Raw genomic sequence first — 19484 nt, forward strand, 5'->3', positions numbered from 1 at the left:
TGGCTTCCTCCTATTCCCCTAATAAGTACAGTGAATCATGAGCCATATTGATTGTAATGTCTTCACCGATTTTCTTTATTTGGTCATAAGAATTAATAATCATTACTTTAAGTGAAAATGCCGTAAAATCTACAATGTAATTGACGCTAATACCTGTAAATTCAACAAATGTAATTTTTCCTGTTAACGTATTATCACCAGTACCTAGTTGAATAGACTCCGGTCGAATAGAAATAAACACTTTGTCTCCAATCATATGCGTTAAAGAGGGGGAGCTTTGTTGCTTTCGCCCAGTCAAAAGATGTCCATTTAAGGTTCTCACTTGTACATTTTCACCATTAATGGCTTGTATAGTGCCTTCGATTAAATTGGTTTCACCAATAAAGTTAGCTACAAAACGATCTTCAGGCTGATGATAAATTTCTTGAGGAGTCCCAATTTGCTTGATCAAACCATTCTCCATGACCATGATTCGATCCGACATAGCCATTGCCTCCATCTGATCATGGGTAACGTAAATCGTTGTAACGCCAAGCTCAGATTGAATTCGTTTGATTTCAATACGTGTTTCCTCACGCAATTTAGCATCTAGATTGGATAGAGGTTCATCCAGTAATAAAATATCTGGCTCAATTACAAGCGCTCTAGCCAAAGCAACCCGTTGTTGTTGTCCACCAGATAGTTCATTTATTTTTCTGTTACCATAAGCTGCTAGATGTACTTGTCCTCTAATGCGGTCAACCTTGTATTGAATTTCGGTCTTTGAAAATTTCCGCACTTGTAAACCAAAGGCAATATTTTCATCAACCGTCATATGAGGAAAAAGAGCATAATTTTGAAATACCATACCGATATTGCGTTTATTGGGCTGAAGTCGAGTGACATCTCGATCGTCAAAAAGAATTTTACCTTTAGAAGGGTAATAAAAGCCTGCAATCATCCTTAAAGTGGTTGTTTTGCCACAGCCGCTAGGACCGAGAAAAGTAAAAAATTCCCCTGCTTTTATTTCAAGATTTATATCATTCACGCCATACACTTGACCAAATTGCTTTGAGACATTTTCAATTTTGACACTTCTCAATCATAAACTCCTCTCTAACAAAGAATGCAGATGATACAGGAAGGTAAAAATTCGCAGCACAAGTCGAATTTTTACCTATTTTATTATTTGCCGCGCCCTTTTACATTGTTATCCCAATATTCCATCCATTCAGCTTCTTTGTCAGACATTAGCTGCCAATCAATATCGAACGTTTTTAAATCTAATTCCTGATACCATTCTGGCATGGAAGCCTTATCGATATCAGAACGTGTAGGAATTTGATAATAATCGTTCGCCAATTGTGTCACCATTTCTTTTTCAAATAAGAACTCTACAAATAGTTTTGCATTGTCTAAGTTTTTCGCATTGTTTACAACGGCTACACCATCTACTAAAATAGGTGCACCACTTTTTGGATAAATATAATCAAAAGGATAATCAGTCGTATATTTCTTTAATAAAATATCTTGCAAATTCCATAAAGAAACACTACCTTCTTGTCGTGTTAGCTTTAAATATAAGGCATTAGGATCTTGTGTATACTCCTTTGTATTAGCATCTAATTGTAATAACCATTCATAGCCTTTATCAGGTGAATCGTCTCCCTGTCGTACAATCATAGAGGAATAAATTGTGCGCATTGTACCTGACGCAAGCACACCTCTAATTAGAATTTGATCCTTCCATTTAGGATCTAATAGGTCATCCCAGTCCTGAGGCCCTGTTTCTTTTGTCAGTAAATCACTATTAATCATAATGACCTCTGGTAGCAACATCTCACCAAACCAACGTCCATCTGCATCTTTGTGTGAGGCATCAATGGCACCGATAAAGCTAGGCTGCCAAGCATGCAATAAGTCTTCATTTGCTCCAACAATGAGAGCGGATTGCGTTCCACCCCACCAAAAATCTGCTTGAGGATTGGCCTTTTCACCGCGGAGGCGCTCTAAAATTTGCTGTGCCCCCATCGTTAAAAACTCGACCTCAATGTCTGGGTATTTTTCATTAAACTGATCGATCACATTTTGCACCATTTCTTCATCACGACCTGTGTAAATGACAAGCTTTCCTGAAGGTGTCGTTGCTGCCACTTCTGTTTTATCACCATCAGATGTTTTGTCTTTATTTGCTGCACCATCTGTAGAATTTTGCTGATTATTGCCGTTACAAGCAGCTAAAGCTAAAAACATCAACACAAGGAAAAAACCAAGAATGCGGGTTTTTTTCATCATCTTCTCCTTTCATAAAGTAAGGTACTTGCATATTGCAGTATAATACGAAAGGATAAGATTAATGTTAGAATTATTAAAAAATTACATTTGCCTTCATCATAGCTAAGTACTTAACAGTAAGCAATGCGATTTCAGCAAAATTCAAAAAAACTCCTTAAAAAGGAATCATTCCATTTTTAAGGAGTTTTTTGTCGATTTATGAATGGGCTTCTAATAAGCTGTCTTTTTGTTGCCGTTGTGCAATAATGGTTGGCAGCATCATACCAGCAATAACGAGAATAATCCCTACGATTTGTACAGCGGTTAAAGGTTCATGCAGAACAATAACCGAAACTGTAACGGCAACTGGTAATTCGATGGCACTTAAAATGGAAGCTAGCGCGCCACCGACTTTAGGAATAGCGATTGAAAATAAGTAAATTGGTAAAATGATACCGAAAAGACCTAGTGCTAGTCCAAATTTCCATAAGCCTTGCATGAATAATTGGCCATTCCAAATAACCTCAGGGCTAAGGAAAATACTAATCATAATAAGGGCTACGAAGGAAACGATTAATACCCGAGAAGTCGTAGTAACTCCCTCGACAGGCCGCGAATTGAATTGAATGAAGCAAGCAAAGGTAAAGGCTGCTGCAAAGCCAAATAGCCACCCTTGGATAGGGATGCCACTTAAATCTACATTTAATACACCAGCAGCTAAAATAGTTCCTGCAAATAAGATAATGATCGAAATTACTTCAGGTCGACTGGGTAATCTTTTGTGTAGGGCACAATCAATTAGCAGACCAATCCATGTAAATTGGAATAGCATGACTACTGCAAGAGAAGCGGGTAGATATTTTAAAGATTCTCCATACACTATTCCTGTCGTCCCAGTAAAAATTCCAGCACAAATTAAAATAAGTAAGCCCTTTTTGGATGGACTCGGTAATTTTCTGTCTGTAAAAATAAAAATGGCTACAACGAGTAAAAAGCCAATTATATACTGACTTGATACTGCCTCTGATGTTGTAAAGCCATGCTGCATAGCTACTTTGACAATCGTTGACAATATACCGTAGCTACTAGAAGCAATGACAATCAAAAGAGGGTAAATAAAATTTGTTTTCATATATAAATATTTCACTTCCTAAAACTGTTTCACCATGTGATGGAATGGCTCATCGATTATGGACCATGGCTCTGTAATAACAAAGCCCAAACGCTCATAAAGTCGGCGAGCATCTTCTTTTTGGGTTTCAACATTTAATGATAATTTTGTATAGCCGCGCTGCTTTGTTAGCTCTTCGGCAAATTGTAATAGCAATGTTCCAATTCCTTTACCTCGTGCTTCTGGTGCTACGCAAACAGTATCGATATATGCCTCATCTTCATGTGCTTCTTGATCAATGACAATGGATGTAGCGTTTTTTGCTTCTAGCCATTTAACAAGGTTAGCATCCATGTGAACGGCTTGTGCACCGTGATAATAAACGAGAATCCCTAATATTTGCTCTCCTTCAGTAGCGACAAAGGTATTTAAATAAGAATGTCGATTGTCGTCACGTTGAAAAAGAATTGTCAGTTCTTGTATAACAGCTTCAGCTGATTTCTCGCCAGTTAAGCGATTAGCAATTTCACCAATTGCATCGATAATAAGAGGCACAACGGCATGGGCATCATGTGGTTGCGCTTGTCGAATTGTAATACTCATCTTGATAATCCCTACCTTTCTATAGGCAAGTATAACAAAGATAGAGATTGACTCAAATTTTATAGCCCACTAACAAAAGTAAAACCCATTAGCTTAATCCAGCAGGTGTTCAACAAAACACTAAATTAAAACAATGGCTCTAGCTGATATCAAAGATTTTGAAAAGAGGCTTGTATGATGCAGATCAGTCAACCGTTGTTACAGGATAGACAGACAGTTATAGATTCACTTCTACTCGTCAGCTCGAAAATATTTGGACGCAATGACGCCCCGGCGTCATTGATAGAATGACAATTTTCGTGTTAATCTATAATGACTAGACATTTTGGAGGACAATCATGACAAAGCAAGAGAAGGATTTTATATTAGTCTATGGAGATGCTTTTATTGACTATATTGCTGATGATGTAACAAACACATCATTTACTAAATATATGGGTGGTGCAACGGTAAATGTTGCAGCTGGTATTAGCCGAATTGGGGCACCGTCGGCATTAATTACTATTACAGGGGATGACGAAGGCTCTCAATTTGTGCGAGATGGGCTTGCCCAAGAGGGTGTACAACTGGATTATGCCGTATTTAATCCAGCAAAGCGAGTAAGTGGCGTATATGTGCATCTTACAGAAGCGTGTGAGCGGATTTTTAAAGATTATGTTGATGAAACACCCGATTTACAAGTGGAACCATCACAGCTAAATGAAGCAGCTTTTAAACATGCTTCGGCTTTAACAGTATGTTCAGGTACTATGTTCCATCCAACAGCACTTGCCACAACGCGAGCAGCTGTAGAAATGGCAAAGGATAAGGGTGCAATTATTGCAATGGATGCCAATATTCGACCGCTACGTTGGAGCAGTGAGGAAATTTGTCGAGAGACGATTACATCATTTTTTGAGGATGTTGATATTTTAAAGGTTACGGATGATGAATTATTCTTCCTGACAGAGACAACTACCTTAGAAGAGGGCATTGCACATCTCAATAGCTATTTAGTGCCTATTATCTTAATCACAGTAGGAGAAAATGGTACTTATGCTGTACTTAATGGTGAGGTTCTCCATGTGCCGACGGAGAAGGTAGTACCTGTAGATACGACAGGTGCGGGCGATGCATTTATGGCAGGCGTACTACGTGATGTCCATTATAATGGCTTACCTACAACGCAAGAAGAACTCGTACGCTGTACAAGCTTCGGCAATAAATTAGGAGCTTTTGCTGCCACAAAAGCAGGTGCATTAACTGCCCTACCATATTATGAGGACATTAAGCATTTACTAAAATAAACATGTGGGATGTGGAGAATATGGAAAAGAACTACGATGCTTTAGTAGAAGATCGACTATTCTTTGGTGGTGCAAAAGACGCTGAGACTGCATTTGCACAAGAATCCGTAAATATTGTGATAGATGTTCGTGTTCAAGGGCTTTCCACACAAGAGCAGCAAACAGTTCCTTATTCTTATAAACATTTGCCAATTGCAGATGAAGAGATTGAGGTAGCACCATCTATTCAACAAGTAGCGAAAGAAATTGCATCAGCCTTCGAGGACGGGCAAAAAGTATATATTCACTGTGGAAGTGGTGGCGGACGTGCAGGTGTTGCCGCCGCAGCCGCATTAATGGAGCTGGGAATGGTTAATTCATTAGAGGAAGCAGAAGCAGCAGTTAAAAAAGCTCGTCCACAAGTATCCATTCGCCCAAAAATGGAAGATGCATTGCAACAACTATATAAATAAAAAAAGATGTACCTATTAGGGTGCATCTTTTTTATTTTTATTTTGTTCTATACATATTAGAACAAAGTTGTTATAGTTAATGTATAACAAATGATGAGGTGATCTGTATGATGGAGGAATTAGCAAAGGTTCCATGGGCGGTTATCGCACCGCTCATCATCGTTCAAATTATATTAATGATCGTAGCGCTTATTGATCTGCGTAAAATCCATGCCACAAATGGTCCTAAAATTTTATGGGTATTTATCATTCTATTTGCCAATCTATTAGGGTCCATTGCGTACTTTATAGTAGGGAGAAAGCAGTCATGACAACATTACTTCAAGTTACAGGCTTGACCAAGCAATTTGCAGAGCACACAGTTGTAGATAATATTCATTTCGTGTTAGAAGAAAAGACTTCAACGGCTTTAATTGGACCAAATGGAGCTGGCAAGACAACAACTTTATCTATGTTAACAGGGCTCTTAAAACCGACTGCTGGAAGTGTAAGGATGTTAAATGGAGATTTACGTGCGAATATAGGGTTTTTACCTCAATATCCGCAGTTTCATCCTTGGCTAAGTGCATTAGAGTTTACAGAAATGGCTGCTAGGTTGAATGGTGTAGCAGCCAAAAAAGCTAAATTAGAAGCACAAAAAACATTAGAGTTCGTAGGGTTGGGGGATGCGCTACATAAAAAAATAGCCACTTTTTCTGGGGGAATGAAGCAACGTCTTGGTATTTCCCAGGCAATTGTGCATAAGCCTAAATTACTGCTATTAGATGAACCAGTTTCAGCGTTAGATCCCGTTGGACGCAGAGAAGTGCTCGATTTATTAAAAGGTTTACAACAAGAGACAACCATTTTATATTCAACGCATATTTTAAATGATGCGGAAGAAATGACAGACCAGCTATTATTTTTGCAAAATGGAAAACTAGTGGAACAGGGTACATTACGTGAGGTACGGCAACGTTTTGATGAGCAAAACTATGTAATTGAATTTGGCAGTGAAGAAGAGGCGAAGCTTTTTGCGGATCCATCCTATACTATAATCGGTTGTTATGTGTATATCGAGGTTGTGAATGAGGAGCCAACGATGAAGGAGCTGCTACAACGTTTAAGTGCATGTCCTTATACCATCCGAAAAGTGGAGCGACAAACAGCATCTCTGGAAGAAATTTTCATGAAGGTGGCGAAAAAAGCATGAGTGGATTCAAAGTACTTCTGCAAAAGGAATATAGAGAAGCATGGCGGAGCTGGAAATTTTTATGGATACCTCTCGTGTTTGCTTTGCTTGGAATGAGTGATCCACTAACAAACTATTATATGATGGATATATTAAATGCTGTTGGGAATGTACCTGAGGGCTTTGAAATGCTAATGCCAGAATTAGTGCCAGTTGATTTACTCCAAGCTTCTATTGGACAGTTTCAAACAATAGGCTTACTGGTGATGATGGCTTCATTTGTAGGGGCTATTAGTAAAGAACGAGCAAGTGGCATGGCTACCCTCTTATATGCACGGCCCATTTCATATGGCGCCTACTTTATGAGTAAGTTTATTGTTATAGGCACAGTTTGTTTTGTAAGTATTTTAGCTGGCTTTGCTGCAAGTGTATATTACACAAGCATATTATATGGAACTTTGGACATTGGAGCACTACTAATTAGTTTTTGTACGTACTATATTTGGCTGTTATTTGTAATAGCTGTTTCATTACTGATGAGTGCTAGTTTTAAAACGGTTATAGCTACTACATGTGCATTTACGGTGATCTTTGTAGGGCAAATCGTAGATATGATAGTGGGAATCTTTTGGACAATATCTCCTTGGAAACTAGCGGGCTATGGAATTTTGCTAGTACGAGGAGCAATGGACATGTCAGACTATTGGTGGAGCCTAATAATCACTGTGGCATTAACAATTATCTGTATTAGCATTGGGATTGCGATGATGAAAAGAAATGCGTCTATGGCAAAAATCTAAAAAAGATAAAACGGTAAAAAACAGTTTACGATGAGTTTTTACCGTTTTTTATTTTTAAATCATCCCACCATTTATAAGCAGTATCAGCCCGATAAAGAACATAATCCAAGAAAGAGCAGAACTTGTACTTTGATCAAAAAGTGTTTGAATTTTTCTTAACGGTTGATTCATAAATCCACAGAATAAAAGATGTAAAACAAGTAGAATGATCCCTGGTGTAATCATCACCAAGTTAATGAGATCTATTTCGGCAGCTACAAAAATTTGCTGTCGGAAAGCTTGCTTTTTATCTCGTTATTGATTCGAAAGCTGGATGAATTTCTGGATAAGGGACTCTGTTAGCCTTCTCTCAATAGCCGCAGCGTTCTTTAATCCAAGTATGGCACTCTCCATCTGTTGTCATTTCTTTTGTTCCTCTGCTATAAAAGTTAACTTGTTTGCCACGCCCATGGATTATTTAGTAGAGTTTGAATTTCTTTTAATTTGAATCCTCATGCCTTTAAAAATACGATTTGTAGGGGCATTTTCACCGTAAATCCTCTGTCCACCCTCCGCCTTTACTGTTGGAAGTAACAGTTCAATCTCCTCATAATGTGCGAACAGTAAGCCAGTTTGCTTGGAAACATGGTGAATCGTCAGCAAAATAACTAATACCCCTCTCTGTTACAGCTAGTATATAAAATAACATTACGTCACTTTCAAGGGGGAATTGTTAATTCATTTCTATATTTAAAAACTACATTCTTGGAATCTCTATAACTTAGGAATATAATGGGTGTGTAACTCGAAATTTGTCAAATAACTCGGAAAATATATAGATGAATAGAGAAAGAAGGTACAAGAAAAGTGGGGACTGAAAACTCCGATCGTTTCCTGACAGCGTTTAATCGAATAGATCATAGATTACGAGATATTGTAGGAGCCAAGGATTTTATGGCTTTTTATCGACTGATTGATCAAGCAAAGAAAAAGGATGTCTTGGTGAAGAAATATGAGGATGATTTACGCTCATATGCCGACTTACGTAATGCTATTGTGCATCACCGTACTTCCTTACATTATGTCATTGCAGAACCACATACCGATGTTGTAGAAAGAATTGAATACATAGATGCTACCCTTGCTAAGCCAACGCTTGTGGGACAAATGTTCCGTAAAAGAGTACTGGTTTTTCAGGAAAACGATTCATTGAAACATGTACTAAAAGTGATACGCCAACGCAAATTTACGCAGTTCCCAGTTTATTATAATAAGCAATTTAAAGGGCTTATCACGACAGTAGGAATTACGAATTGGCTTGCTTCAAAAATGGGTGGTGACCATCTACCAAAAAGGATTCCTACGTTGCATGATATTTTAATGCATGAGAAAAATAGAGTAAATTACAAATTTGTCAGCAGATCTTTAACGATTTATGAGGCTGAGGAGATTTTTAAACAAGGGGTCGAAAGGGGAAGGCGCTTCGAGGCCTTACTAATAACAGAGCATGGCGAACCACATCAAAAATTACTAGGTATCATTACACCATTAGATATAGTAAAGATCGACTAACAAAGAGACGAGACAAACAATTACGGGCTTGAATGTCTCGATTTGTCTTTTAGGCTAATGTATAAGGATCCATTTGTTTGGACTTGAGCAAAATAAACTTCTTCTACTGATTGCACATTTTGTTTTTTCAATTTTTTCAATACCCAATCTTCTGTTAGCTCAAGCTCAACTATATTTTCTGTAATAAGTTGACCATCCGAAATGACTTCCGTAGGCAGATAAGTAGGTGGTGATACATCCGCTTTCACATCTTGCTTCGTAGCCACTTGCTCAGAAGTTTTTTGTAAAACACTGAGTTTACCATTTGTTTCTAACATAGCATATTCAACATCCTGTACAGAGAAAATGGCTTGTTCACGTAGCATCATTGTTAGCTCATCTAAATGAAGACGATTTTTTTGTAGAGCTGATTCTAATATAAGCCCCTTTTGAATAACGATGGTAGGTTTATCATCGATGAGAACACGAGCCTTTTTAGATTTAATGGTAATGACGGTCATCAAATAAGTTAAAGCACTCCACCAAACGAGGGATATCATACCATCTAAAAAAGGTGTTTCTTCCTGTGAGGCTATTTCTGAAGCAATCGAACCAAATGTAATACCTGTAATATAGTGGAAGAATGTTAACTGGCCCAATTGTTTTTTCCCAAGTATACGTGCCAGAATGAGTAATGCAAAAAACGAAAGTGTTGTTCGAAGAATCATTTCCCAAAAGTGAGCATGAATAAAGCTTTCCATGCATATATCAACTCCTTTTACAGCTGTCGAACTATAGCTTGTGCAAAATGGTCGATAGTATGCGACAATCCTGTATAAACAAAATATGAGCGAGGTGGCAACATGAATAAACAATTAAATTTAACAAATCCAATCTATCCAATTATGGTTGCAATCGGTGTTGCTCACCTTATCAATGATACGATGCAAGCTGTTATCCCAGCGATGTTTCCGATATTTAAGAGTGAATTAGGTTTGACCTTTACACAAATTGGTATGATTTCTTTTGTTTTAAACATATTTGCTTCTGCATTACAGCCTGCTGTAGGCTTTATCAGTGATAAAAAACCAATGCCCTATGCTTTACCAATAGGTATGATTAGTTCTTTTATAGGTATCGCCATTATCGCGTTTACAACACAGTATTGGATTATTATTATTGCGGTATTATTTATCGGCTTTGGTTCAGCTATATTTCACCCTGAGGGATCGCGAGTTTCATTTATGGCAGCTGGTTCTAAAAGAGGACTTGCTCAGTCTATCTATCAAGTAGGAGGAAATTCAGGACAAGCTCTTGCACCGTTAATTAGTGCGTACATCTTTGATATTTTCGGGCAGCGAGGTGCTGCAATCGTATTAGTCGTTGCAACGTTCGGTATCATTTTATTGAGTAAAATAGCTACATGGTATAAAAAACAATTGGAGCAAGAGCGTATAGCGAAGAAAAAACGTGTACTAATCTCAACATTGCCTCCTTTAACAAAGAAACAAGTAGGAATTGCGTTAACATTATTATTTACAATTATTTTTGCACGATCATTTTATACAACAAATATAACAAGCTTTTATGTGTTTTATTTGATGGATCACTATGATGTCAGCCTGCGACTAGGACAAATATTAATATTCACCTTCATGGCATTCGGGGTAGTAGGTACATTTTTCGGAGGCTCTTTATCAGATCGTATTGGTAGAAAGAATGTCATTATTCTTTCTGTGGTAGTGCCAATGCCATTTTGTTTAGCATTGCCCTATGTACCATTATGGGCCGCTATGATATTTTTAGTCATTATCGGTACATTGATTATGATTAGCTTCTCCGTAACGGTAGTCTATGCTCAAGAGCTAGTACCAACAAAAATTGGTACAATGGCTGGCTTAACAACGGGCTTTGCCTTTGGTATGGGAGCAATAGGTGCGATGGTTATCGGCATTTTAATGGATCATAAAGGGATTGATTTTACTATGATGGTCGTTTCCTTATTACCGTTATTATTGTTGATTGCCTTCTTTTTACCGAAGGATAAACCAGCATCCACTGCAGTTTAAAAAACGCGTCCTCTTTAAGAGGTACGCGTCTTTTTATTGTCTTAATGGAGCTAAAAATTCTGCTGGCAACTTCTCTTGATCGATCACGTAGCCCTCTGAAATATGAACTTCATGCATTTTATCATTGTAAGTAAATTTAAAGATGCCATTGTCAAAGTCCGTGCCAATTTCCTTGAAAAATATACCTTCGATGGATACATATTTAGGGCAAGTAAATGCTACTTTAAAGTGATCCTGCTCTTTAATTAAGTAAGCACGTACTCCTTTTTCATATGTTTCATTTGCATCATCGTCTGTTGGACGTTGAACAGCCACAATATGAAAGTCTACAAAAGGAACTTCTTTTAACAGTACGTTTAGGAAAGAACCTTTAGTGATTTCCTCCCAACGACTTTGTGCGCTTTGCCCTACGATAATTTGTGAAATACCATAACTCTTTGCGACTTCTGCAATAACTTTTTGAATGGGGCGTTTTTCATTATCTTGCAAAATGAATTTTTCAACCTCAAGTTCATCTGATAGCTTCTTCCATTGCTCTATATAACTAGATTTTTCTGCGTCAAATGCATCAAGGGGTTGCGAATCGACTGAAAGAATATAGAGTGGACAATCTAGCATTGTGGCCATCTTATGACCACGACGTATTAAACGTTCGCCATTTAAGCCGTAGTAAACACAAACTAATATACTTTCATCCAAACGCCCTTTTACATGCTTCATAAAAAATGTACACCTCTTATCTGTTGGTATTTTGTTAATTTCACTGTTGTATCGAAAAAATTATCCTAAAACAGCTAAAATTGATGCTGTTACAGTGCATTATGCTCATTTATATTGTATACTTAAAAACGTATAAAAGTTAACGGAAATATATTGGAAAACCCTTGAAGGATTAAGCTTAAATCAATAATTTAAAATTATTTAATTTATGCATTATGTGCATCTGAGCAAAATTGCTTTCATATGCCACACTATTATGCAGTGTGTTAAATAGATAGTCAAGTGTCTTCATTGTACTGATATAACCTAAGTTACAACTGTATAAATTATCTGATTTTCCACAAGTTATTTAGGCTTGCATCGGGTTAGAAGTGACTAAATAACTAACATAACCATTTTTGATAAACGACAAGGCACTTTTTCACACCCCACCACATTCCATTTAAAAAATTTCAAGAATAGATCTGATATGTTACTTAGCTTGAACAAATTTCTAGAGTCTTAGCACTTACCATTCCAATCACCACAAAAATTTGCTAGATGATTTTGATAGTAGGAGGTTTTCATTTGGTTACTGTTCTCATCGCAATACTTTTGCCAATTGTTTGTGCTGCACTAATCCCATTGCTTTATAGGCGACTAAGGCGTGTCACACATCTTGGCTGGTTTGTTTTATCTGTTCCACTTATCTTGTTTCTTTTACTCGCGCGCTATATTCCTCAACTTGCCGAGGGTAAAACATTTATCCATACATATGAGTGGATTCCCTCTTTTAATATAAATTTCACAACTTACCTTGATGGACTCAGTATGATTTTTGGTTTACTGATTACAGGAGTAGGTAGTTTAGTCATTTTATATTCTATTTTTTATTTATCAACGAAAGAATCTCTTCATCATTTTTACTGCTATTTATTACTATTCATGGGCGCTATGCTTGGCGTTGTTTTTTCAGATAACCTAATGGTATTATACACATTTTGGGAACTAACAAGTGTGTCATCATTCCTATTAATTGCTTTTTGGCACCATAGAAAAGCATCTCGCGCAGGAGCTAAAAAGGCGATGATGATTACAGTCTTTGGTGGTCTATCGATGCTTGCAGGCTTCTTAATGCTTTACGTGGCCTCTCAAACATTTAGTATTCGTGAAATTGTAGCTAATGTAGAAGTAATACGTGATCATTCTCTGTTTACGCCAGCGCTAATTTTAATTTTACTAGGAGCTTTTACAAAGTCTGCTCAATTTCCATTCCATATTTGGTTACCGGATGCTATGGAAGCACCAACACCTGTTAGTGCTTACTTACACTCAGCGACAATGGTTAAGGCAGGAATTTATTTAGTTGCCCGTTTTTCACCAGTCTTTGGAGGAGAAGCCATTTGGTTCTGGCTAGTCAGTGTCGTTGGTCTAATTACACTATTCTGGGGTTCCTTTAATGCTGTTCGTCAAACGGATTTAAAAGCTTTATTAGCTTTTTCAACAGTGAGTCAGCTGGGCTTAATTATGAGTCTATTTGGTCTTGGATCTGTTGGTCATTATTATGGCTATGCAGAGAATTCTATTCTCTATACACAAGCAAGCTTTGCGGCGTTATTTCACCTTGTGAATCACTCGACATTTAAGGGAGCCTTATTCATGATGGTTGGAATTGTCGATCATGAAGTAGGTACTCGTGATATTCGCCGTTTAGGTGGCTTAATGTCTTTAATGCCTATAACATTTACAATCGCAGTTATCGGTAGCTTCTCGATGGCAGGATTACCGCCATTTAATGGTTTCTTAAGTAAGGAAATGTTTTTTGCTGCGGTATTGGCTATTCGAGATGTAGAGGCATTCTCAATTGCTGATGTAGGGCTGTTTTTCCCATTAGTAGCATGGGTGGCCAGTATCTTTACATTTGTTTACAGTTTGATATTAATTAGCCGTACATTTTTGGGTAAACTACAGCCAGAGAAGATGGATAGAAAACCACATGAAGCTCCGTTTGGCATGTTAATTTCACCAATAATCTTATGCTTGTTGGTAATAGGTATCTTTTTCTTCCCAAATGTGCTAGGTCACTATATTTTAGAGCCTGCTATGGCAAGTATTTATCCTACATTCCCAACAACAAGTGAATTAACACCACATGTCCATGCGTGGCATGGCATCAATGCGGAATTAATAATGACGCTAGGTGTCATTATTATTGGGATAATCTTATTCAAAACATTAAAAAGCTGGAAGCCACTTTATCGCCTATTTTCACAAAAGTATACGTTTAATACGTATTACAATCGAATAATTGAGATGAGTGAAAGCGGCTCTAAGAAGCTCACTAGTAAATATATGACAGGTAATTTAACACATTATTTTGTCTATATATATGTATTTTTCGTTGCACTTATTGCTGGTTATTTTATTTGGTCAGACGCAATGACCTTTCATTTTGACATGGACTCTGCTGTTGAATACTATGAGCTAATTCTTGTATTTGTCATGATTTTTGCAGCAGTTTGGATGATTTTTGCAAAAGGTCGTGTGACAGCTATGTTGTTAAATGGTGTATTAGGTTATTCCATTGCCTTCTTCTTTGTCATTTTCCGTGCACCAGATCTAGCTTTAACACAATTGGTTGTTGAATCGGTAACAACGGCTTTATTCCTGTTGTGCTTTAAATATTTACCAGATCTAATGCCGGAAGCTCCTCGCAAAAGGATTCAGTGGTCAAAAGCGATGATCTCCATTTTTGTTGGGGCAACCGTAACAATGGTTGGATTGGCAGTCGTACACTACGATCGCTTTGAACCAGTGTCCACTTACTTCAATGATTCCTATGAATTGGCTGGGGGTTCCAATATTGTCAATACAATTCTAGGGGATTTCCGTGCCTTTGATACGATGTTAGAGGTTGTTGTTCTTCTGATTGCTGGCTTAGGGGTCTATATGTTGACAAAGCTTAAGCCACGAAAGGAGGAAGCAGATCGTGAAAATTAATGATGTGATATTAAGGACGGTCACAAAGACAGTCGTGTTCATTATTTTAACACTTGGCGTGTATTTGTTCTTTGCTGGACATCACGCGCCAGGTGGTGGCTTTATAGGTGGCCTCGTGTTAGCTTCTGGCATTGTTTTATTATACTTAGCCTATGATATTGAGACTGTGCATAAAGGAATGCCATTTGACTTTAAAAAGGTTGCAGCATTAGGCGTATTGCTTGCAACTGGAACTGCAATAGGTTCGTTGTTTTTCGATGTGCCGTTTTTAACACAGGCCTATACGTATATTGATGTGCCGATATTTGGGAAAATGGGTTTTTCAACCGTAACCATTTTTGAAGCGGGTGTAGCTTTAACGGTGGTGGGTGTTGTTGTGACAATTATTTTAAGTATAAGTGAGGATGAGTAGCCAATGGAGTCTTTAATACTTGTTTTAGTAGGTATATTAGTAGCTGTTGCAACGTACTTAATCCTCTCGAAACAGTTATTGCGTGTTATATTAGGCACTGCTGTTTTATCACATGCTGCCCACTTACTGATTCTGACAATGGGAGGTCTTAAAAAAGGAGCTGTACCATTATTAGGGGAATCAGAGGGCCCTTATACAGATGCGTTACCACAAGCGTTAATTTTAACAGCTATTGTGATTAGCTTTGCTGTTACTGCATTTGTTTTAGTTTTAGGCTATCGTGCGTACAAGACAAATGGTTCAGGGAATTTTGATGAATTGAGAGGTACGCCGGATGAGTAATATAATTGTCTTACCATTAATTGTACCGGTAATTACAGCTATTTTACTGGTTTTTTTAAAAGAGCATGTGATGTTACAACGTATCATCAGCTTATTGACATTAAGCTTTATTGTTATTATTAGCATTATTTTATTGTTAGAGATTCAACATCAAGGTATATTGCGAATTGATTTTAGTGGCTGGGCTCCGCCATTTGGTATTTCATTTGTGGCAGATTCATTTGCAACATTATTAGTGTTAGTTGCTAATCTTGTGGCCGTTATTTGTATACTATATGCAATTTTTACGATGGAGTTAAGGTATGAAAAAATGTATTTTTATCCATTTACCTTACTCATGGTAGCGGGCGTTAACGGCTCATTTTTGACGGGCGATATTTTTAACTTATTTGTATGTTTTGAAGTAATGCTGCTTGCTTCCTATGCACTTATTAGCTTAGGTGGCGAGAAAATTCAACTGCGTGAAGCATTGAAATACGTGCTCATCAATATTGTGGCCTCTTGGATTTTCTTAGTGGCGTTAGCTTTCCTATATGGCACAGTTGGTACATTAAACATGGCCCATATATCTGTTCGTGTGATGGAGGCAGGGACTAATCCCCTTATTACAACAGTGGCGCTTATTTTCTTAATTGTCTTCAGCTTGAAGGCTGGACTTTTATTATTCTTCTGGTTGCCAGGCTCCTATAGTGTACCACCAACTGCTATTGCTGCTTTATTCGCTGCTTTATTAACAAAGGTAGGGATTTATGCACTTGTACGTACTTTTACATTGCTTTTCCCTAACAATACGGAAGTCACACACATGGCACTCGGCATAATGGCTGGAGTCACGATTATAGCAGGCTGTATCGGCGCTCTTTCAGGACGAGATGTCAGAACGATTGCCTCCTACAATGTGCTGATTGGTGTTGGCTTTATAGTAGCTGGTCTAGCGATTGGTACAGAATCAGCCTTGCAAGGCGTTGTCTACTATTTAATGCATGATATGGTAGCCAAGGCTATGCTGTTTTTAGCAATTGGTATGATGATTTATGTCACTGGGGAAACGGTAATAGATAAAATGAGTGGACTTATACGAAATTATCCTTTTTTTGGATGGTTATTCTTTGTAGCTATGTGTTCTTTAGCTGGTATACCGCCATTAAGCGGTTTTCTAGGAAAAGTTTTAATTGGACAAGGTGCGATAGAAGGTGGCAATTTTGTTCTATTAGGTCTAGGATTTTTCTCTAGTTTAATTGTTTTGTATTCACTGCTACGAATATTTCTTTCTTCCTTTTTTGGAGAAACCATCATTAGTATAGAGGATGAAAAACCTTTACCAAAACGTATTCTGCTACCATTAACACTATTGGCTGCATGTACACTCGGTTTAGGTATTGGGGCTGAAAAATTGGCACCTTTTGTAACAGATGCAGCGGAAACACTTTATACACCATCTATTTATATTGATGCTGTTTTAGATGGTGATTTATGGCAAGGTGAGGTGAATAAATAATGGCGATGCAGTTTATCTTAAATTTATTTATCGCAACACTTTGGTTACTTTTACAGGATGAAGTGACACCACATTTTTCGACATTTTTAATGGGCTTTATTGTAGGTATGGGTATTTTATATGCGATGCATCGCTTTTATGGCACCCAATTTTATTTGCGACGTGTCTTTTCAATCTTAAAATTATTATGGCTGTTTAATTGGGAGCTATTTTTATCAAGTTATAGCGTTATAAGACAAATAACTACTCCAAGGCTTAACATTACACCTGGTATTTTCACGTATAAAACGGTACTTAAGGGCGATTGGGAGATTACAGCTCTTGCCTTACTGCTAACGTTAACACCTGGCTCTGTAGTGATGGAAGTATCAGAAGAGGGCGATGTCTTTTATATCCATGCCATGGACATTGAGCAGTCTAAGGATGCTGTCATACGCTCAATTGGGAAATTTGAACAAGCAATAATGGAGGTGACACGCTAATGATTACCAATATTCTACTGCTAGCGCTTGCTTTTTTTAGTATTTCCATTGCGCTGTCGCTGTATAGAGTCATCCGTGGTCCATCAATGCCTGATCGAGCCATAGCTCTCGATACAATTGGTGTAAATCTATTATCGGCCATTGCGATTGTTTCGATTATTTTAAAGACGAAGGCATATTTGGAGGCCATTCTTATTTTAGGTATTTTAGCGTTTATTGGTACAATTGCCTTTACCAAATATATTGAAAGAGGTGTGATTGTTGAACGTAAATCAAATGATTGAATGGGCGGCCGTCATCCTTATTTTGATAGGTTCAATAGTGAGCGTTATTAGCGCATTTGGCATGATTCGCTTACCAGATGTGTATACACGATCACATGCTGCTACGAAAAGCTCTACATTATCAGTGTTAACTTGTTTACTAGGTACGTTTATCTATTTTTGGGTGCATGATGGTTTTGTCAGTGTACGCCTCATTTTAGGTATTCTTTTCGTCTTTGTAACAGCACCAGTTGCTGGACATTTAATCTGCCGCGCAGCTTATCGTTCGCATGTTCCATTAGCAGAAGGCTCTGGAGAGGACGAGCTAAAGACAAAGTTGTTTCCTGAGGAAAAATAAATTGGAGGACCTCCATTACATTGGGGGTCTTTTTTTATTTATTTTTAATTCATTATTTATGGGATAATTGTTGTGCTTTCGGAAAATAGTATAGTAAAGAGCAATTGAAATATAAATAAATTGACTTATCTGAAAATTATGTATATAATAATTCGCTAAAATATTTTTAGTTTATCTTGATTATTATTTCAAAAGAGTATATCTTAATTAGCAGATAGATTTTTTATTCTTAAGTATGAATAAATATCCAATCAACTATTTTCGAGAAATGAATTCTCATACACAATAAATTATAAATAAAAGGAGATCAATGATTATGAAGAACAAGTTATTCATGGTAATGCTTGTACTTGTTATAGGTGTACTTGCAGCATGCGGCACTAAAGATAATAATGCAAGCGATACAGGATCTAATACTGATACAGGGAACAAGCAAGTATTAAAGGTTGGTACTTCAGCTGACTATGCTCCATTTGAATATGTTGATGCAGCTAAAGGTGAAGAAATTATTGGATTTGATATTGATTTAATCAAATTAGTTGGAGAAAAAATAGGCGTTGACATGCAAGTGCAAGATATGGACTTCAACAGTTTAGTACCAGCATTACAAGCAGGGAAAATTGATGTAGTTATTTCGGGTATGACACCAAACCCAGATCGTGAAAAAGTGGTTGATTTCTCTGATCAATACAATGAAACAGAGCAAGTAATCATTGTTAAAAAGGATAGCGGCATTAAAAAAGAAGCTGACTTGGCTGGAAAAAAGATTGGTGTACAAACAGCATCTATTCAAGAAAATTTAGGTAATGATATTGCAAAAAAAGTAGATGTAGCAGTAGAAGGACGTACACGTATCCCTGAGATTATTCAAGATATGATGTCTAAACGCTTAGACGCAGGTATTTTAGAGGGTGGCGTTGCGAAAGGTTATTTAAAAACAAATGACCAATTAGAAGCCTTTCCTGTAGAAGAACAACCGGAAGATTTCAAAGCGATCGCAGTTCCAAAGGGCAGCGATTTGAAAGATAAAATTAACAAAGCACTAAAAGAATTAGCAGAAGAAGGAAAAATTCAAGAGTTAGAAGAAAAATGGTTAGAAAAAGTTGAATAATTAAAGCGTGCGATAGCTCTTATTTGGGCTATCGCTTGTGCTTT

22 protein-coding genes are annotated in these 19484 nt (G+C 37.4%); 15 read left to right on the plus strand and 7 right to left on the minus strand.

Annotated elements, in window-relative coordinates:
• Positions 1 to 10: 10 nt before the first annotated feature.
• The 4 genes from AC6BKE_RS03105 to AC6BKE_RS03120 all read right to left on the minus strand — a co-directional run bounded on the left by AC6BKE_RS03105 (position 11) and on the right by AC6BKE_RS03120 (position 3967).
• A complete protein-coding gene (locus AC6BKE_RS03105) occupies positions 11 to 1081 on the minus strand; it encodes an ABC transporter ATP-binding protein (RefSeq protein ID WP_036124956.1) in 1071 nt (356 codons plus the stop codon).
• Positions 1082 to 1164: 83 nt separating this feature from the next.
• On the minus strand, positions 1165 to 2271 hold the full coding sequence (locus tag AC6BKE_RS03110) for an extracellular solute-binding protein (protein ID WP_036124955.1): 1107 nt from the start codon (positions 2269 to 2271) through the stop codon (positions 1165 to 1167).
• Positions 2272 to 2470: 199 nt separating this feature from the next.
• Positions 2471 to 3385 (minus strand): EamA family transporter, encoded by a 915-nt coding sequence (locus tag AC6BKE_RS03115; RefSeq protein ID WP_036124953.1) that lies wholly within the window; start codon positions 3383 to 3385, stop codon positions 2471 to 2473.
• An 18-nt stretch (positions 3386 to 3403) separates the two neighbouring features.
• Positions 3404 to 3967 (minus strand): GNAT family N-acetyltransferase, encoded by a 564-nt coding sequence (locus AC6BKE_RS03120; RefSeq protein ID WP_036124951.1) that lies wholly within the window; start codon positions 3965 to 3967, stop codon positions 3404 to 3406.
• Between the two features lie 338 nt (positions 3968 to 4305).
• Here AC6BKE_RS03120 and AC6BKE_RS03125 point away from each other — a divergent pair, with 338 nt between their 5' ends.
• The 5 genes from AC6BKE_RS03125 (at position 4306) to AC6BKE_RS03145 (ending at position 7676) form a co-directional block, all read left to right on the plus strand.
• Positions 4306 to 5253 carry a carbohydrate kinase family protein gene (locus AC6BKE_RS03125; RefSeq protein WP_036124949.1) on the plus strand — a complete coding sequence of 316 codons (948 nt, stop codon included), beginning with the start codon at positions 4306 to 4308 and terminating at the stop codon, positions 5251 to 5253.
• 20 nt (positions 5254 to 5273) lie between these two features.
• Positions 5274 to 5705 (plus strand): protein-tyrosine phosphatase family protein, encoded by a 432-nt coding sequence (locus AC6BKE_RS03130; protein ID WP_342535253.1) that lies wholly within the window; start codon positions 5274 to 5276, stop codon positions 5703 to 5705.
• A 107-nt stretch (positions 5706 to 5812) separates the two neighbouring features.
• Positions 5813 to 6016: a PLDc N-terminal domain-containing protein gene (locus AC6BKE_RS03135; protein WP_004233126.1), complete on the plus strand. Its 204-nt coding sequence runs from the start codon at positions 5813 to 5815 to the stop codon at positions 6014 to 6016.
• Complete coding sequence (locus tag AC6BKE_RS03140; RefSeq protein WP_036125076.1) at positions 6013 to 6897, plus strand: ABC transporter ATP-binding protein; 885 nt, start codon at positions 6013 to 6015, stop codon at positions 6895 to 6897. The genes AC6BKE_RS03135 and AC6BKE_RS03140 overlap by 4 nt, the downstream gene beginning before the upstream one ends.
• Positions 6894 to 7676: an ABC transporter permease gene (locus AC6BKE_RS03145; RefSeq protein WP_499855807.1), complete on the plus strand. Its 783-nt coding sequence runs from the start codon at positions 6894 to 6896 to the stop codon at positions 7674 to 7676. The genes AC6BKE_RS03140 and AC6BKE_RS03145 overlap by 4 nt, the downstream gene beginning before the upstream one ends.
• Positions 7677 to 8129: 453 nt before the next feature.
• Here the strand turns inward: AC6BKE_RS03145 and AC6BKE_RS03150 are convergent, their stop codons facing one another.
• Positions 8130 to 8318, minus strand: a complete 189-nt coding sequence (locus AC6BKE_RS03150) for a MerR family transcriptional regulator (RefSeq protein WP_249646086.1) — start codon at positions 8316 to 8318, stop codon at positions 8130 to 8132.
• Positions 8319 to 8522: 204 nt separating this feature from the next.
• Here AC6BKE_RS03150 and AC6BKE_RS03155 point away from each other — a divergent pair, with 204 nt between their 5' ends.
• Positions 8523 to 9227 (plus strand): CBS domain-containing protein, encoded by a 705-nt coding sequence (locus AC6BKE_RS03155; protein WP_036125082.1) that lies wholly within the window; start codon positions 8523 to 8525, stop codon positions 9225 to 9227.
• A gap of 20 nt (positions 9228 to 9247) precedes the next feature.
• Here AC6BKE_RS03155 and AC6BKE_RS03160 read toward each other — a convergent pair whose 3' ends face one another.
• Positions 9248 to 9967 carry a DUF421 domain-containing protein gene (locus AC6BKE_RS03160; protein WP_080717103.1) on the minus strand — a complete coding sequence of 240 codons (720 nt, stop codon included), beginning with the start codon at positions 9965 to 9967 and terminating at the stop codon, positions 9248 to 9250.
• A gap of 102 nt (positions 9968 to 10069) precedes the next feature.
• Here AC6BKE_RS03160 and AC6BKE_RS03165 point away from each other — a divergent pair, with 102 nt between their 5' ends.
• Positions 10070 to 11275 (plus strand): MFS transporter, encoded by a 1206-nt coding sequence (locus AC6BKE_RS03165; protein ID WP_036125084.1) that lies wholly within the window; start codon positions 10070 to 10072, stop codon positions 11273 to 11275.
• Positions 11276 to 11308: 33 nt separating this feature from the next.
• Here the strand turns inward: AC6BKE_RS03165 and AC6BKE_RS03170 are convergent, their stop codons facing one another.
• Positions 11309 to 11995, minus strand: coding sequence for an adenine nucleotide alpha hydrolase family protein (locus AC6BKE_RS03170; RefSeq protein ID WP_036125087.1), 687 nt, complete (start codon positions 11993 to 11995; stop codon positions 11309 to 11311).
• Positions 11996 to 12562: 567 nt separating this feature from the next.
• Here AC6BKE_RS03170 and AC6BKE_RS03175 point away from each other — a divergent pair.
• The 8 genes from AC6BKE_RS03175 to AC6BKE_RS03210 all read left to right on the plus strand — a co-directional run bounded on the left by AC6BKE_RS03175 (position 12563) and on the right by AC6BKE_RS03210 (position 19440).
• On the plus strand, positions 12563 to 14974 hold the full coding sequence (locus AC6BKE_RS03175; protein ID WP_036125089.1) for a Na+/H+ antiporter subunit A: 2412 nt from the start codon (positions 12563 to 12565) through the stop codon (positions 14972 to 14974).
• Entirely contained in the window at positions 14964 to 15386 is a 423-nt protein-coding gene (locus AC6BKE_RS03180; RefSeq protein ID WP_036125091.1) for a Na(+)/H(+) antiporter subunit B, read from the plus strand. The genes AC6BKE_RS03175 and AC6BKE_RS03180 overlap by 11 nt, the downstream gene beginning before the upstream one ends.
• Before the next feature lie 3 nt (positions 15387 to 15389).
• Positions 15390 to 15728, plus strand: coding sequence for a Na(+)/H(+) antiporter subunit C (locus AC6BKE_RS03185; protein ID WP_036125094.1), 339 nt, complete (start codon positions 15390 to 15392; stop codon positions 15726 to 15728).
• Positions 15721 to 17226, plus strand: coding sequence for a Na+/H+ antiporter subunit D (locus AC6BKE_RS03190; protein WP_036125097.1), 1506 nt, complete (start codon positions 15721 to 15723; stop codon positions 17224 to 17226). The genes AC6BKE_RS03185 and AC6BKE_RS03190 overlap by 8 nt, the downstream gene beginning before the upstream one ends.
• Positions 17226 to 17708, plus strand: a complete 483-nt coding sequence (locus AC6BKE_RS03195; protein ID WP_036125100.1) for a Na+/H+ antiporter subunit E — start codon at positions 17226 to 17228, stop codon at positions 17706 to 17708. The genes AC6BKE_RS03190 and AC6BKE_RS03195 overlap by 1 nt, the downstream gene beginning before the upstream one ends.
• Positions 17708 to 17992 carry a Na(+)/H(+) antiporter subunit F1 gene (locus AC6BKE_RS03200; RefSeq protein ID WP_036125101.1) on the plus strand — a complete coding sequence of 95 codons (285 nt, stop codon included), beginning with the start codon at positions 17708 to 17710 and terminating at the stop codon, positions 17990 to 17992. Before AC6BKE_RS03195 ends, AC6BKE_RS03200 begins: the two co-directional genes overlap by 1 nt.
• Positions 17970 to 18329: a Na+/H+ antiporter subunit G gene (locus AC6BKE_RS03205; protein ID WP_036125106.1), complete on the plus strand. Its 360-nt coding sequence runs from the start codon at positions 17970 to 17972 to the stop codon at positions 18327 to 18329. The genes AC6BKE_RS03200 and AC6BKE_RS03205 overlap by 23 nt, the downstream gene beginning before the upstream one ends.
• 316 nt (positions 18330 to 18645) lie before the next feature.
• Positions 18646 to 19440 carry a transporter substrate-binding domain-containing protein gene (locus AC6BKE_RS03210; protein ID WP_036125757.1) on the plus strand — a complete coding sequence of 265 codons (795 nt, stop codon included), beginning with the start codon at positions 18646 to 18648 and terminating at the stop codon, positions 19438 to 19440.
• Positions 19441 to 19484 lie beyond the last annotated feature (44 nt).

The sequence above is a fragment of the Lysinibacillus sp. COL-1 genome, from assembly GCF_059814265.1.

Coding starts and splice junctions, on each gene's coding strand:
- AC6BKE_RS03110 (WP_036124955.1), bottom strand. CDS start 2,271: ATGAAAAAAACCCGCATTCTTGGTTTTTTCCTTGTGTTGATGTTTTTA.
- AC6BKE_RS03115 (WP_036124953.1), bottom strand. CDS start 3,385: ATGAAAACAAATTTTATTTACCCTCTTTTGATTGTCATTGCTTCTAGT.
- AC6BKE_RS03120 (WP_036124951.1), bottom strand. CDS start 3,967: ATGAGTATTACAATTCGACAAGCGCAACCACATGATGCCCATGCCGTT.
- AC6BKE_RS03125 (WP_036124949.1), top strand. CDS start 4,306: ATGACAAAGCAAGAGAAGGATTTTATATTAGTCTATGGAGATGCTTTT.
- AC6BKE_RS03130 (WP_342535253.1), top strand. CDS start 5,274: ATGGAAAAGAACTACGATGCTTTAGTAGAAGATCGACTATTCTTTGGT.
- AC6BKE_RS03135 (WP_004233126.1), top strand. CDS start 5,813: ATGATGGAGGAATTAGCAAAGGTTCCATGGGCGGTTATCGCACCGCTC.
- AC6BKE_RS03140 (WP_036125076.1), top strand. CDS start 6,013: ATGACAACATTACTTCAAGTTACAGGCTTGACCAAGCAATTTGCAGAG.
- AC6BKE_RS03145 (WP_499855807.1), top strand. CDS start 6,894: ATGAGTGGATTCAAAGTACTTCTGCAAAAGGAATATAGAGAAGCATGG.
- AC6BKE_RS03160 (WP_080717103.1), bottom strand. CDS start 9,967: ATGGAAAGCTTTATTCATGCTCACTTTTGGGAAATGATTCTTCGAACA.
- AC6BKE_RS03165 (WP_036125084.1), top strand. CDS start 10,070: ATGAATAAACAATTAAATTTAACAAATCCAATCTATCCAATTATGGTT.
- AC6BKE_RS03170 (WP_036125087.1), bottom strand. CDS start 11,995: ATGAAGCATGTAAAAGGGCGTTTGGATGAAAGTATATTAGTTTGTGTT.
- AC6BKE_RS03185 (WP_036125094.1), top strand. CDS start 15,390: ATGGAGTCTTTAATACTTGTTTTAGTAGGTATATTAGTAGCTGTTGCA.
- AC6BKE_RS03190 (WP_036125097.1), top strand. CDS start 15,721: ATGAGTAATATAATTGTCTTACCATTAATTGTACCGGTAATTACAGCT.
- AC6BKE_RS03195 (WP_036125100.1), top strand. CDS start 17,226: ATGGCGATGCAGTTTATCTTAAATTTATTTATCGCAACACTTTGGTTA.
- AC6BKE_RS03200 (WP_036125101.1), top strand. CDS start 17,708: ATGATTACCAATATTCTACTGCTAGCGCTTGCTTTTTTTAGTATTTCC.
- AC6BKE_RS03210 (WP_036125757.1), top strand. CDS start 18,646: ATGAAGAACAAGTTATTCATGGTAATGCTTGTACTTGTTATAGGTGTA.